This window comes from Pseudomonas sp. 18058, from assembly GCF_902706155.1.
Lineage (GTDB): Bacteria > Pseudomonadota > Gammaproteobacteria > Pseudomonadales > Pseudomonadaceae > Aquipseudomonas > Aquipseudomonas rustica.
Map to the genome: position 1 here is coordinate 13972 of NZ_CACSJY010000024.1, position 12955 is coordinate 26926.

General features: G+C 58.1%; 12 protein-coding genes. All 12 read left to right on the plus strand.

Annotated elements, in window-relative coordinates; all coding sequences use genetic code 11:
• Positions 1-53: 53 nt before the first annotated feature.
• The 12 genes from GVL50_RS14815 (at position 54) to GVL50_RS14870 (ending at position 12903) form a co-directional block, all read left to right on the plus strand.
• On the plus strand, positions 54-1223 hold the full coding sequence (locus GVL50_RS14815; protein ID WP_159813881.1) for a cupin domain-containing protein: 1170 nt from the start codon (positions 54-56) through the stop codon (positions 1221-1223).
• A complete protein-coding gene (locus GVL50_RS14820; protein ID WP_053121618.1) occupies positions 1216-1641 on the plus strand; it encodes a GNAT family N-acetyltransferase in 426 nt (141 codons plus the stop codon). The genes GVL50_RS14815 and GVL50_RS14820 overlap by 8 nt, the downstream gene beginning before the upstream one ends.
• 441 nt (positions 1642-2082) lie before the next feature.
• Positions 2083-2844, plus strand: a complete 762-nt coding sequence (locus GVL50_RS14825) for a secretin N-terminal domain-containing protein (protein ID WP_159813883.1) — start codon at positions 2083-2085, stop codon at positions 2842-2844.
• A 474-nt stretch (positions 2845-3318) separates the two neighbouring features.
• A complete protein-coding gene (aceA, locus tag GVL50_RS14830) occupies positions 3319-4644 on the plus strand; it encodes an isocitrate lyase (protein WP_008032724.1) in 1326 nt (441 codons plus the stop codon).
• 492 nt (positions 4645-5136) lie between these two features.
• On the plus strand, positions 5137-5502 hold the full coding sequence (locus GVL50_RS14835) for a DUF6124 family protein (protein ID WP_159813885.1): 366 nt from the start codon (positions 5137-5139) through the stop codon (positions 5500-5502).
• Between the two features lie 134 nt (positions 5503-5636).
• A complete protein-coding gene (locus GVL50_RS14840) occupies positions 5637-5996 on the plus strand; it encodes a DUF6124 family protein (protein ID WP_159813887.1) in 360 nt (119 codons plus the stop codon).
• 698 nt (positions 5997-6694) lie between these two features.
• A complete protein-coding gene (locus tag GVL50_RS14845; RefSeq protein ID WP_159813888.1) occupies positions 6695-8119 on the plus strand; it encodes an amino acid permease in 1425 nt (474 codons plus the stop codon).
• Positions 8120-8258: 139 nt separating this feature from the next.
• Positions 8259-8795 (plus strand): 2,4'-dihydroxyacetophenone dioxygenase family protein, encoded by a 537-nt coding sequence (locus GVL50_RS14850; protein WP_159813890.1) that lies wholly within the window; start codon positions 8259-8261, stop codon positions 8793-8795.
• Positions 8796-8837: 42 nt separating this feature from the next.
• The gene (locus tag GVL50_RS14855) at positions 8838-9749 is read left to right on the plus strand and encodes a LysR family transcriptional regulator (RefSeq protein ID WP_159813892.1); all 912 of its coding nucleotides are present in this window, start codon (positions 8838-8840) and stop codon (positions 9747-9749) included.
• Positions 9750-9781: 32 nt separating this feature from the next.
• On the plus strand, positions 9782-11023 hold the full coding sequence (locus GVL50_RS14860; RefSeq protein WP_159813894.1) for an aspartate aminotransferase family protein: 1242 nt from the start codon (positions 9782-9784) through the stop codon (positions 11021-11023).
• A gap of 781 nt (positions 11024-11804) precedes the next feature.
• Complete coding sequence (locus GVL50_RS14865) at positions 11805-12218, plus strand: NADH-quinone oxidoreductase subunit A (RefSeq protein ID WP_003223812.1); 414 nt, start codon at positions 11805-11807, stop codon at positions 12216-12218.
• Positions 12219-12228: 10 nt separating this feature from the next.
• Positions 12229-12903 (plus strand): NADH-quinone oxidoreductase subunit B family protein, encoded by a 675-nt coding sequence (locus GVL50_RS14870; protein ID WP_053121628.1) that lies wholly within the window; start codon positions 12229-12231, stop codon positions 12901-12903.
• Positions 12904-12955: the final 52 nt, after the last annotated feature.

Below are 12955 nucleotides of genomic sequence, written 5' to 3' on the forward strand. Positions count from 1 at the left end.
CGCCGGGCGTTTTTATTCCCGTCTGAAAAGTGCTTTTTTTCAATAGGTTACACATGAATCCTGATATTCCTCTGCAACTTCTGGGTGGCATCACCGCACGCGAATTCCTGCGCGACTACTGGCAGAAAAAACCGCTGCTGATCCGCCAGGCAATCCCTGACTTCGAAAGCCCGATCGACGCCGACGAGCTGGCGGGTCTGGCCCTGGAAGAAGAAGTCGAATCGCGTCTGGTGATCGAGCACGGCGAGCGCCCATGGGAATTGCGTCGCGGCCCGTTCGCTGAAGACGAGTTCAGCAAATTGCCGGAAAAAGAGTGGACGCTGCTGGTTCAGGCCGTCGATCAGTTCGTGCCGGAAGTCAGCGAGCTGCTGGAAAACTTCCGCTTCCTGCCGAGCTGGCGCGTCGACGACGTGATGATCAGCTTCGCCGCCCCGGGTGGCAGCGTCGGCCCGCACTTCGACAACTACGACGTGTTCCTGCTGCAAGGCCACGGCAAGCGCAACTGGAAAATTGGCCAGATGTGCGACTCCGAGAGCCCGCTGCTGCAACACGCAGATCTGCGCATCCTCGCTGAATTCCACGAGAGCGAAGAGTGGACGCTGGAACCGGGCGACATGCTCTACCTGCCGCCACGTCTGGCTCACTGCGGTGTCGCAGTCGACAACTGCATGACCTACTCGGTCGGTTTCCGCGCGCCGAGCGCCTCTGAAGTGCTGACCCACTTCACCGACTTCCTCAGCCAGTTCCTGACTGACGAAGAGCGCTACACCGACGCCGACGCGCAGCCGGCCGCTGACCCGCATCAGATTCAACACGATGCGCTGGATCGCCTCAAAGCCCTGCTCGCCGAGCACATGAGCGACGAGCGTCTGCTGCTGACCTGGTTCGGCCAGTACATGACCGAGCCGCGCTACCCGGAACTGGTCAGCGGCCCTGACGACGTCGAGGAAGAAGAATTCCTCAACGCTCTGCAAGACGGCGCCGTGCTGATCCGCAATCCGAGCGCGCGTCTGGCGTGGTCGGAAGTCGATGACGACCTGCTGCTGTTCGCCAGCGGCCAGAGCCGCTACCTGCCGGGCAAACTGCGCGAGCTGCTGAAACTGATCTGCGCCGCCGACGCCCTGCACGCCGACAACCTCAGCGAGTGGCTGAACGACGAAGACGGTGCCGGTCTGCTCTGCGAACTGGTCAAGCAAGGCAGCTTGGGGTTCGCTGATGAATAAGATTCGCGTTCGTGTCGCAGACTGGCAGAAGGACATCGCCGAGATCCGGCGCATTCGTGAAACGGTGTTCATTGCCGAGCAATCGGTGCCACCTGAGTTGGAATGGGACGCGGACGACGCCAGCGCCGTGCATTTCCTGGCGTTTGAAGGCGACTTCCCGATCGGCACTGCGCGCCTGTTGCCTGACGGCCACATCGGCCGCGTGTCGGTGCTGAAAGACTGGCGCGGGATGAAGGTCGGTGATGCGCTGATGCAAGCGGTCATCGCCGAAGCAGAAGCACGCGGCTTGAAAGAGCAAATGCTCAGCGCGCAAGTGCAAGCCACGGCGTTCTATGAGCGCCTGGGCTTCAGCCTGGTCAGCGAGGAATTCCTCGAAGCCGGGATTCCGCACGTCGACATGGTTCGCCATTCGGCCTGAACCCCGCCCTGATCGTTCCCACGCTCTGCGTGGGAATGCCTCTCGGGACGCTCCGCGTCCCATGCGGCATTTGACGCAGAGCGTCACTGGCTGCATTCCCACCAGAGCGTGGGAACGATCATGTAAACCCTGTGGCGAGGGGATTTATCCCCGTTCGGCTGCGCAGCAGTCGCCAACCCGACAAACTCGGTCTACCTGATGCACCGCGTTTGAAGGATTTGGGGCTGCTTCGCAGCCCATCGGGGATAAATCCCCTCGCCACAAAGACCCTCGCTAAACACCACAGACCTGTGAACCCCCTGTGGTGAGCCACAAAAGCAGTTCTCGAAACGCCTCGGCATCCAACGATGCCGGGGCGTTTTGTTGTTCAGCATTCAACTTGCCCCACCCGAGGCCGACAAACTGGCAATATCAAGCCTTTCGAACGCGGAGATAACGGACATGTCCCTACGCACCCTGCTCACCACCCTGCTGCTCGGCTGCAGTTTTTCGGTGATGGCAGCCACAGAAATCGTCCCCCTCAAGTACCACACCAGCGCCGATATGTTGCCGGTGGCGCAGGACTTCATGGGTCAGGACGGCCAGGTCAGCGCCTACGGCAACCAGCTCATCGTCAAAGCCGAGCCGGGCAAGATTCAGGAACTCAAGGATCTGCTGTCACAACTCGACACCGCGCCCAAACGCCTGCTGATCACCGTCGACACCAACGAAAACAATGGCCGTGGCGATGAAGGCTATTCGGTCAACGGCGCCCCACCGAACCAGACCCGCATCATCAGCCGCAGCACCACCAGCCGTAACGGCGGCATCCAGCAAGTGCAGGCAAGTGAAGGCGCACCGGCGCTGATTCAAGTAGGCCAAAGCGTGCCGATCACCAGCAGCCAGAGTAATTCCTACGGCGATTACAGCAGCCAGACCCAATATCGCAACGTCACTCAAGGGTTCTACGTCACCGCCAGCGTCACCGGCGACACCGTTCACCTGGCGATCAGTACCAACCGTGACCGCATGAGCCAGGAACGTCCCGATGTAGTGAACGTGCAAAGCACTGACACAACCGTCACCGGCCGCCTCGGTGAGTGGATCACCCTCGCCGGTGTCAACAGCCAGACTCAGGTCGACAAACAGGGCCTGACCCGCAGCTACTCTACTCAAGGCCGGGATGACATGACCTTGCGGGTGAAAGTCGACACCTTGGACTAACTCACCGAAAACTGACTGATTAGTCGTATTAGACGAAAGATGTAGTGCTTGAAAAAAAGCACTACAAAACGTTTGACGAGGCAAAAAAGCAAAGGCATGATGGCCTCGCTCCCGCTAATCAGAGGCCCTGGCAAGGGCCTTCGAAGCGATGTTCGCACCTACCCCGCGAACCGCTTCGTGTCTGTACCGCCCACAAGGTGTGTTTGACGAGGTTGCCGACTGGAACGAAGTTGTCCCGAGGGACGGAAGCGTAATTAGGTAACCCGGCTCCACACTGTAGACCGTATAGAGGCCCACGACGCCCGAATGCGCCCACAGTCCGCCACTACCTGCTCACTTCCCCTCGAGCCCATCGTTCATCCCGTCGCCTACCCCGCCGAATCCGACTTGACCACCTAAGCTTCTGGTCAGCGAGCGCAGGAATTTTCCACCGCAGAACAACTTTTCATAAAAGACGCGACGAGGTTTATCTCCATGGCACTGACACGCGAACAGCAAATTGCAGCCCTCGAAAAAGACTGGGCTGAAAACCCGCGCTGGAAAGGCGTGACACGCGCTTACTCCGCTGCTGACGTCGTCCGCCTGCGTGGCTCGGTTCAACCTGAGCACACTTTTGCAAAACTGGGCGCCGAAAAGCTGTGGAACCTGGTGACCCAGGGCGCCAAGCCGTCCTTCCGTCCTGAGAAAGATTTCGTCAACTGCATGGGCGCCCTGACCGGCGGCCAGGCTGTGCAACAAGTCAAAGCCGGCATCCAGGCGATCTACCTGTCGGGCTGGCAAGTAGCTGCGGACAACAACTCCGCCGAATCGATGTACCCGGACCAGTCGCTGTACCCGGTGGATTCGGTTCCAACCGTGGTCAAGCGCATCAACAACTCGTTCCGTCGTGCTGACCAGATCCAGTGGAAAGCCGGCAAAGGCCCGGGCGACGAAGGCTACATCGACTACTTCGCGCCGATCGTGGCTGACGCTGAAGCGGGTTTCGGTGGCGTGCTGAACGCTTACGAGCTGATGAAAAGCATGATCGAAGCAGGCGCCGCCGGCGTTCACTTCGAAGACCAACTGGCTTCCGTGAAAAAATGCGGTCACATGGGCGGTAAAGTACTGGTTCCAACTCAGGAAGCCGTACAGAAGCTGACCGCTGCACGTCTGGCTGCTGACGTTGCCGGTACCCCGACCATCATTCTGGCCCGTACCGACGCGAACGCCGCTGACCTGCTGACCTCCGATTGCGACCCGTACGACCAGCCGTTCGTGACTGGCGAGCGCACTCAGGAAGGTTTCTACAAGGTACGTGCCGGTCTGGATCAAGCCATCGCTCGCGGTCTGGCTTACGCGCCATACGCCGACCTGATCTGGTGCGAAACTGCCAAGCCGGATCTGGACGAGGCTCGTCGCTTCGCCGAAGCGATCAAAAAGGAATACCCGGACCAACTGCTGTCGTACAACTGCTCGCCTTCCTTCAACTGGAAGAAAAACCTGGACGACGCGACCATCGCCAAGTTCCAGCGCGAACTGTCCGCCATGGGTTACAAGCACCAGTTCATCACCCTGGCCGGCATTCACAACATGTGGCACAGCATGTTCAACCTGGCGCACGACTACGCCCGCAACGACATGACTGCTTACGTGAAACTGCAAGAGCAGGAATTCGCTGACGCCGCCAAGGGTTACACCTTCGTGGCTCACCAGCAGGAAGTGGGCACCGGCTACTTCGACGACATGACCACCGTGATTCAAGGTGGCTCGTCTTCGGTAACCGCACTGACCGGTTCGACTGAAGAAGAACAGTTCCACTGATTCTGCTTCGCCTGAGCAAACGGCCTCTGCGGATCGGATAGAAAGCTAACCGCAGAGCCGCAAAACTGACGCCCCGACTGGTTCGGGGCGTTTTTTTGTCTGGGATTTGGCGGTCTGCTGAGGTGCTTAAACACAAATCCGCATGCGCGTTTAAATTACACAAACCGTTACGCCATAAAGGCTACAACGCCTTGCGCCGTTACCTACGCGCACCTCAGAATCCGCCGGCATACGCCGCTATGGGTCGGGTTATATCGTCTGCCTGTCACTGAAAAACAGTGATCGGGTTTGGTAGCCCGTCTGTAATAGATGTATGGCGACACCTTATGCAGCCTCTTTTTTGCGGCTCTGCTTTATATGGTGGTCATGCGGGGGGCTCTTTCGGGAGCGCCGGGTTCCTATTGCAGCCGGTCTACCAACCCGCGTATGGCCGCCACCCTCGTTTGGTAGCGAGAAGTGATGGCTCCTGAAACTGCGATAGGAGCTTCATTCATGTTCAAAGCCACACCGAATCCGCCGGAAACCAATGCAATCCCGTTTGACCCGTCGCTCGAACCTCAAAAGATAAAAGAGGCGACAGACCGGGCCATCAATTTCTACCTCAACCCCGATTCACTGAAACTCTCAATCCCCTCCCGCAAAACCAGCAAAATCTTCCTGATCGACCCCGCCGTGGACGAAGAAACATTACTCGTCGAAGCCTGTGAATCGTTGGCCGCCGCCAACGACATGGCGCGTGAAATTGGCGATGTCGTCGACAACACACAACGCCGATCCCTGTTGATGCTGCATCAGGTAATCATGCTGAGTGAACTCATGGTCAATCGAGTCCTGGACGGCCGACGCCTGCCGCACTAACAAACTCCGCCAATCCCCTGTAGGAGCTGCCGAAGGCTGCGATCTTTTGATCTTGGTTTTATGAAAAAAGATCAAAAGATCGCAGCCTTCGGCAGCTCCTACAGGGTGTCATTTATCCATCGGAGTTTCAGTTGATGTCCGAAACCACAAACAATCCGCCGGTCACAGACCCGGCGTCACCCTATGAATCACTCAATTCGAAAAAGCTTCATGCAGCGGCTGAGCGCGCGCTCGATCATTATCTTGCGCCTGAGAAAATCATGGCCACGCCGTACAGCCCCAGCACGTTGTTTATGGTTAATCCGCAATCTGATACTGAATCCCTGCTGGCTAATGCGTGCGAGTCGTTAGCCTCGGCCACGGTGATGCTGGGTGATTTTGCCGGGATGTTGGAGGGGCCGAATCGCAATACGTTGCTGGGGATTGCGCAGGTGGTGATGCTGGGGGAATTGGCGGTGAACAAGGCGCTGGATAATGTTGTGCCGAGTGCCTGAACCGCTGCCCTCACCCTAACCCTCTCCCAGAGGTAGAGGGGACTAACCGAGTTGTCTGGGCGTTATACATCGACCTGAAATAACCAGTCGATTATGGATTCAAAGCAGCACGTTCAAGTCGGCGTATCTCGTGAGCATCCCCCACTCAGTCCCCTCTCCCTCCGGGAGAGGGCTAGGGTGAGGGGCTTTTCAAGCTGACCGCTGATCGCGCAGGCAGATCTGCTCAACAGCATCCGCGCAATCTTCAGTAAACGTCTGTAATGGATCAACGTCCTTTCCCCTCACCCCAGCCCTCTCCCGTAGGTAGAGGGAGCCGACCGAGGTATCTGGCGTTATACATCGACCTGAAAAATCCAGTCGATTATGGATTCAAAGCAGCACGTTCAAGTCGGCGTATCTCGCGAGCATCCCCCATTCAGTCCCCTCTCCCTCCGGGAGAGGGAGCCGACCGAGGTGTCTGGCGTTATACATCGACCTGAAAAAACCAGTCGATTATGGATTCGGCAGAGCGTCCGCCCTCCATCCCCCGTCTTTGACACTCCCCCACCTAACACCCGCCACCTGTGACGACAGTTCACACCCTCTTTGAACCATTTAGGGCTAATACCCTCCCCTCTATCCGCTTAGGGTACGGCCCATCGCCGTGTCGTTGCGGCGTTTCAGACAATAATAAAGACGTTCATTCGAGGTACGAGCCGATGCGTGATGACAAAGACAAGGCTAACAACGAGCTAGGGAATGGCTTGAAAGGACGGCAGGTCACGATGATTTCGATCGGCGGCGTGATTGGCGCCGGTCTGTTTGTGGGTTCGAGTAATGCCATTGCCACTGCTGGCCCTGCGGTGTTGGTGTCGTATGTCTGCGCCGCGATCATTGTGGTGCTGGTCATGCAGATGCTCGGCGAAATGGCCACTGCGCGGCCGGACACCGGGTCGTTTTCTTCCTATGCCGATCAGGCGATTGGTCGCTGGGCCGGGTTTTCCATCGGTTGGTTGTACTGGTGGTTTTACGTGTTGGTGATTGCCATTGAAGCAATTGTCGCCGGCAATATTCTGGGCGACTGGCTGGGGATTTCGCATTGGGTGGCGGCGTTCGGCGTCACGTTTGCGCTGATCCTGTGCAACAGCCTCAGCGTCGGTTCGTTCGGTACGCTGGAATATTGGTTGTCGCTGTTCAAAGTCGTGTCGATCGTCGGCTTCATCATCCTCGGCGTGCTGGCGATTTTCGGGGTTTTGCCGGGTTCCTCGACCAGCGGGATTTCCAATCTCTACGCCAACGGCGGTTTTGCTCCCAACGGTAATGTGGCGATTGTCGCCGGTCTGCTGACAGCGATGTTCAGTTTCCAGGGCAGCGAAGTGGTGACCATCGCCGCCGCTGAATCCAAGGATCCGAAAGCCAACATCAAGAAAGCCATTCGTGCCGTGGTCTGGCGTCTGGGCTTGTTCTACCTCGGTTCGATGTTTGTGGTGGTGTGCCTGATTCCGTGGAACGCGCCGGATCTGGCGAAAGGTTCTTACCAGGCTGTGCTGAGCGCGATGAACATTCCGTGGGCGCCGCAGATCATGGGCATTGTTGTGCTGGTGGCGGTCACCAGTTGCCTGAACTCGGCGATCTACACCGCTTCGCGCATGGCCTACTCGCTGGCCCGTCGCGGTGATGCACCGAATGCGGTGTCGCACACCACCCGTCAAGGCGTGCCGCTGTTGGCCGTCGCGCTGACATCGGTCGCGGCACTGACGGCGCTGACTGCCAACTACCTGCTGCCCAAGCAAGTGTTTCAGTTTCTGCTGGCCACCAGCGGCGCATTGGCCTTGCTGATGTACCTGGTGATCGCCGTCACGCAACTGTGCATGCGCCGCAAACTGGTCGCACAGGGCAAGAAACTCGAAGTGCGCATGTGGATGTTTCCGTATCTGACGATCCTCACAATCGTGTTCATCCTCGGCGTGTTCGCGATCATGGCGGCTTTCCCCGGTCAGCGTGCGGAACTGCTCTCGACCCTTGGCCTGACTGCGGTGCTGGTGATCATCGGCGCGTATTTGCAGAAGTCGCAGCCCGAGCTGTCGGCACGACGCAGCGCCATGGCGCCAGTTGAAACCGCCACCCCGCAAGTATTGGCCTGAACACCGCCCGCCGCTGTGACTGAGCGTCACAGCAAGTGTGCCGGCGACCTGCTTTTTCACGACTGATCACCACACTACTCTGCTTGAAACCCCGGCCAACAACCGGCCGGGGGTTATCAAAACTTACAAGGAACGCCTCATGAGTATTGCGCCTAAACCCGACGAACTGGCCATCCCCTATCAACTGCCGCAAGTGCCGTACATGGCGCCCGACATGGTGCACCCCGGCGTCCTCGGCCAATGGCTGGAAGACGATCAACTGTGGGTGCCGGTGACCGATTCGGTGTCGTTCAAACCGGTGTTGCTCAGCGTGTCCGGTGGCTACTACATCAACCTGCTGCGCGTGCGCAAAAGCGGTGTGCTCTCGCGTCATCGTCATACCGGCGGCGTGCACGCGATGGTGCTTAAAGGTCGCTGGTACTATCTGGAGCATGACTGGGTCGCCGAGGAAGGTTCGTTCGCGTTCGAGCCACCGGGCGAGACGCACACCCTGTTCGTGCCGGAAGATGTCGAAGAGATGATCACCTGGTTCCACGTGCAGGGCGGCTACACCTACGTTGACCCGCAGGGTGTAGCGGTCGGCTACGAAGACGTTTTCACCAAACTGGAAACCGCTCGCGCGCATTACAAAACGCTCGGGCTGCCAGACGATTACATCGAACAGTTCATTCGCTGATCGACGCCGTGGCTGGCGTCGGATCGACACGGGAGGCATGCCTTGGATAACTACTCGCAGCTGCTGGCGTTTCTTTGGGCCACGGAGCACGGTAACTTTTCAGCGGCCTCTCGCGCCCACGGTCTGACGCCGTCGGCCATCAGCAAGCTGATTTCGCGTCTGGAAGATCGCTTGCAGGTGCGCCTGTTTCAACGCGGCACGCGCAGTTTGTCGCTGACCGAAGAAGGCGCGGCCTATCTGGTCAGCGCCCGCGCGGTGATCAACGCGATGGCCGAAGCCGACTCGCTGGCCGAAGCGTTTCCGACGCGGGTCAGTGGCATGCTGCGGATTCACACGATGTCGACGTTTGCCAAACACCAGATCATTCCGTGGCTGCCGGAGTTTTTGGCGGCCTACCCCGGGTTGACGATTGATATCCAGATCGGCGCGCAATTTTCCGATCAGTTCGATCAAGGGCTGGATCTGGCGATTCACAGCGGCGTGTTGCCGGACTCCACGCGCATCGCCCGCAAGATTGGCCAGAGTCGCTGGATCATCTGCGCCTCCCCGGACTACCTCGCCCGCCAAGGAACGCCCGAGCACCCGCAGCAATTGCTCGATCACACCTGTTTCAGCTTCGGCTTCAACAGCGTGTGGAACGACTGGGATTTCCTCATCGATGGCAATCCGACCAGCATCCCGGTGATTCCCAAAGCGACTTTCGCTCAGGGTGATCTGCTGCGCGATCTGGCACTCAGCGGCGCGGGCATTGTGCGCTTGGCCGAGTTTCATATCGGCCACGACATCCGCGAAGGTCGCTTGATACCGTTGCTGCAGAGCTACAGCCCGGACAGCTTCGAACCGATTTACATGATCTACACCAATCGCAAGCACCTCAGCCCCAGGATCCGCGTGTTCCGCGACTTTCTTGAACAGAAACTCGCGCAGAGTCCGTGGAACACCGAGCGCGGCTGAACGCTCACCTATTAATAAGCACAGAGGCTTCTATGCGTAACCTGATTGGCGATGTTTCCAGCGCCGCGCGCATCCTTCCGGAACTCAATGGCGAAACCCTGTTTATCCGCAATGGCAAGGATGCCTACGTGTATGACGATCAAGGTCGTCGCTACATCGACACCGCGCTTGGCTTTGGCGCGGTGCTGTTGGGGCATGCCAATAATCGTGTCAACGAACAGGTGGCGGCGGCGTTGGCCGATTCTGCCGCGCCGTCCTGGGCGCATGTTCGTGAACACGCGGCGGCTTCTGCGCTGGCGGCGCATACCGGCGCGCTGAGCAAAGTGATTTTCACCAACTCCGGCAGTGAAGCGGTGCACCTCGCCTGCCGCGCGGCTCGCGCGTATACCGGGCGTGGGCGTATCGCGAAAATGGCGGCGGGTTTCGACGGTTGGTTTGATGACGTCAGCTTTGGCAATGTGTCATCCAGTGAGGCGAATTTTGCTGACGGTCAGCGACCTTCTACGCCGCGCACCACGTTGCTGCGTTTCAATGATTTTGCTGATGTTGAGCGGTTGTTTGCTGAGGACTCGGACATTGCGGCGGTAATTCTTGAGCCGATGCTCGCCAATGCCGGCTGCATCATGCCGGCGGCGGGGTATTTGCTGCATGTGCAGGAAGTCGCGCATCGGCATGGCGCGCTGGTGATCTGTGATGAAGTGTTGATGGGGTTTCGTTTATTCGCCGGGCTCGCGGGTTTGCAGGCGGGGCTGGATCCGGACATCGCCAGTGTTGGCAAGGCGATTGGTAATGGTGTGCCGGTATCGGCGATTGTCGGCAAGCCGCATATTTTGGCGGGGTTTGAAGAGGGTCGCGTGCTGCGTGGCGGTACGTTCAGCGGCAACCCGATGGCGTGTGCTGCGGTGATCAGCACGCTGGCGCAACTGGATGACGCGGATTATCAGATTTTGATTGCTCGGGGTGAGGCGCTGCGCGTTTCGGTGGAAGCCTCGTTCAAGGCGCATGGGATGACGGTGAGCACCAGCGGTTACGGCAATGTGTTCGGGATCTGGCCTTCGGCGCAGGCCCCGACGAATTATGCCGAGGCGCTGGAATGTGGCGATGCGGAGTTTAGTAAGGCGCTGCATTTGGCGTTGCGCGAGGCCGGGGTGTTGGTGATGCCTTCGCCTTATGGGCGGGTTTATTTGTCGTTTGCGCATGATGATGAGGTGGTTGAGGAAATGAAGGCTGCTTTTGAGGTCGCGGCTTCGACGCTAGCTGGGCGGTTTGGCTGAGAGGATTGGAGGAGACAGGCCTGGCGTGCAAGGCGTCGGGTCTGGGGGTGGTTGATTTACCGCTTTCGCGAGCAAGCCCGCTCCCACAGGGGTTCTCGGTAGTACGCAAAACCTCGGGCGCACCACAAATCAATGTAGGAGCCGAGCTTGCTCGCGAAGGCGGTGTGTCAGGCGATAAATGGGTTGGCTGATCTGGCGCTTTCGCGAGCAAGCTTTGCTCCTACGGGTTCTCGGTAGTACACAAAACCTCGGGCACGCCACAAATCAGTGTGGGAGCGGGCTTGCTCGCGAAGGCGGTGTGTCAGGCAATAGATGCGTTGGCTGATCTGACGCTTTCGCGAGCAGGCTCGCTCCCACAGGGATCTGCGGCGCTCGGACAAAACATTGATCCAGAGCGGTAGCGGCGTAGGAAAATTCGTGTAAAACGGGCGCCGTCGCTACTTGCAGTAACGTGCAAGTAAGACAACTTCCCAATACCTCACCCGTTAAACAGTTACAAAACCGCGCCAAACAGTATTGATTATCATTTAGCAGCAACTATGTTCGTTACATTTCAAACAAAACTTATTTCCCGCAAAACCGGCTAATGCCCGCAACGCATGGGCTGGCGGGGCCTGGACGTGCGCTATGTCCTTATTCCAATAAATAATTTCGCTATAGGAATTTTACTTGCCGGGTGTTTAGCCATAAAATCAGCGCGATTGATTGCTGCGACATATCGTCACTGCCTTATTTCTTTATCAAGCTCAGAGACCTTTGCTCTCTGTTAAGGATTACCAGCATGCCCGAAGCGACAGGACTCATGGCCCACAACTGGGGCTTTGCCATTTTCCTTCTGGGTGTCGTTGGCCTGTGTGCCTTCATGCTCGGTGTCTCCAGCCTCCTTGGGTCAAAAGCCTGGGGCCGCAGCAAAAACGAACCGTTCGAGTCGGGCATGCTACCTACCGGTGGCGCCCGCTTGCGGCTCTCAGCCAAATTCTATCTGGTCGCGATGCTCTTCGTGATCTTCGATATCGAAGCCCTCTTTCTCTTTGCATGGTCTGTGTCCGTCCGCGAAAGCGGCTGGACCGGATTCGTCGAAGCTCTCGTTTTCATAGCAATTCTGTTGGCAGGTCTTGTCTACCTGTTCCGAGTGGGCGCCCTTGACTGGGCTCCGGAAGCTCGTCGCAAGCGGCAGGCGAAGCTGAAACAATGAGGCTTTGGCAATGCAATACAATCTCACCAGGATCGACCCCGATGCTCCTAACGAGCAGTATCCGATTGGCGAACGGGAAACCGTTTCCGATCCGTTAGAAGATCAAGTCCACAAAAACATTTTCATGGGCAAGCTGGAAGACGTGCTGAGTGGCGCGGTCAACTGGGGACGTAAGAACTCCCTGTGGCCGTACAACTTCGGCTTGTCGTGCTGCTACGTGGAAATGACCACCGCCTTCACGGCGCCCCACGACATCGCGCGCTTTGGCGCCGAGGTTATCCGGGCATCGCCGCGTCAGGCCGACTTCATGGTTATCGCCGGTACCTGCTTCATCAAGATGGCGCCGATCATTCAGCGTCTCTACGAGCAGATGCTCGAGCCGAAGTGGGTGATCTCCATGGGTTCGTGCGCTAACTCCGGTGGCATGTACGACATCTACTCTGTGGTTCAAGGGGTGGACAAGTTCCTGCCCGTGGACGTCTACGTACCTGGCTGCCCTCCTCGTCCGGAAGCATTTCTGCAAGGCTTGATGCTGTTGCAGGAATCGATCGGCAAGGAGCGTCGTCCGCTTTCCTGGGTCGTTGGCGATCAAGGCGTTTATCGCGCCGACATGCCTTCGCAGAAGGAACAGCGCCGCGAACAGCGAATCGCAGTCACCAACCTGCGCAGCCCTGACGAAGTCTGATCCAGATCTGTTCTGACAAAGAAACGAGAAGCTGGCTTCATTCTTTACGTTG

What these genes read in the sequence shown, in the direction of transcription:
- GVL50_RS14815 (WP_159813881.1), top strand. Translation starts at nt 54, where the DNA reads ATGAATCCTGATATTCCTCTGCAACTTCTGGGTGGCATCACCGCACGC.
- GVL50_RS14820 (WP_053121618.1), top strand. Translation starts at nt 1,216, where the DNA reads ATGAATAAGATTCGCGTTCGTGTCGCAGACTGGCAGAAGGACATCGCC.
- GVL50_RS14825 (WP_159813883.1), top strand. Translation starts at nt 2,083, where the DNA reads ATGTCCCTACGCACCCTGCTCACCACCCTGCTGCTCGGCTGCAGTTTT.
- aceA (WP_008032724.1), top strand. Translation starts at nt 3,319, where the DNA reads ATGGCACTGACACGCGAACAGCAAATTGCAGCCCTCGAAAAAGACTGG.
- GVL50_RS14835 (WP_159813885.1), top strand. Translation starts at nt 5,137, where the DNA reads ATGTTCAAAGCCACACCGAATCCGCCGGAAACCAATGCAATCCCGTTT.
- GVL50_RS14840 (WP_159813887.1), top strand. Translation starts at nt 5,637, where the DNA reads ATGTCCGAAACCACAAACAATCCGCCGGTCACAGACCCGGCGTCACCC.
- GVL50_RS14845 (WP_159813888.1), top strand. Translation starts at nt 6,695, where the DNA reads ATGCGTGATGACAAAGACAAGGCTAACAACGAGCTAGGGAATGGCTTG.
- GVL50_RS14850 (WP_159813890.1), top strand. Translation starts at nt 8,259, where the DNA reads ATGAGTATTGCGCCTAAACCCGACGAACTGGCCATCCCCTATCAACTG.
- GVL50_RS14860 (WP_159813894.1), top strand. Translation starts at nt 9,782, where the DNA reads ATGCGTAACCTGATTGGCGATGTTTCCAGCGCCGCGCGCATCCTTCCG.
- GVL50_RS14865 (WP_003223812.1), top strand. Translation starts at nt 11,805, where the DNA reads ATGCCCGAAGCGACAGGACTCATGGCCCACAACTGGGGCTTTGCCATT.
- GVL50_RS14870 (WP_053121628.1), top strand. Translation starts at nt 12,229, where the DNA reads ATGCAATACAATCTCACCAGGATCGACCCCGATGCTCCTAACGAGCAG.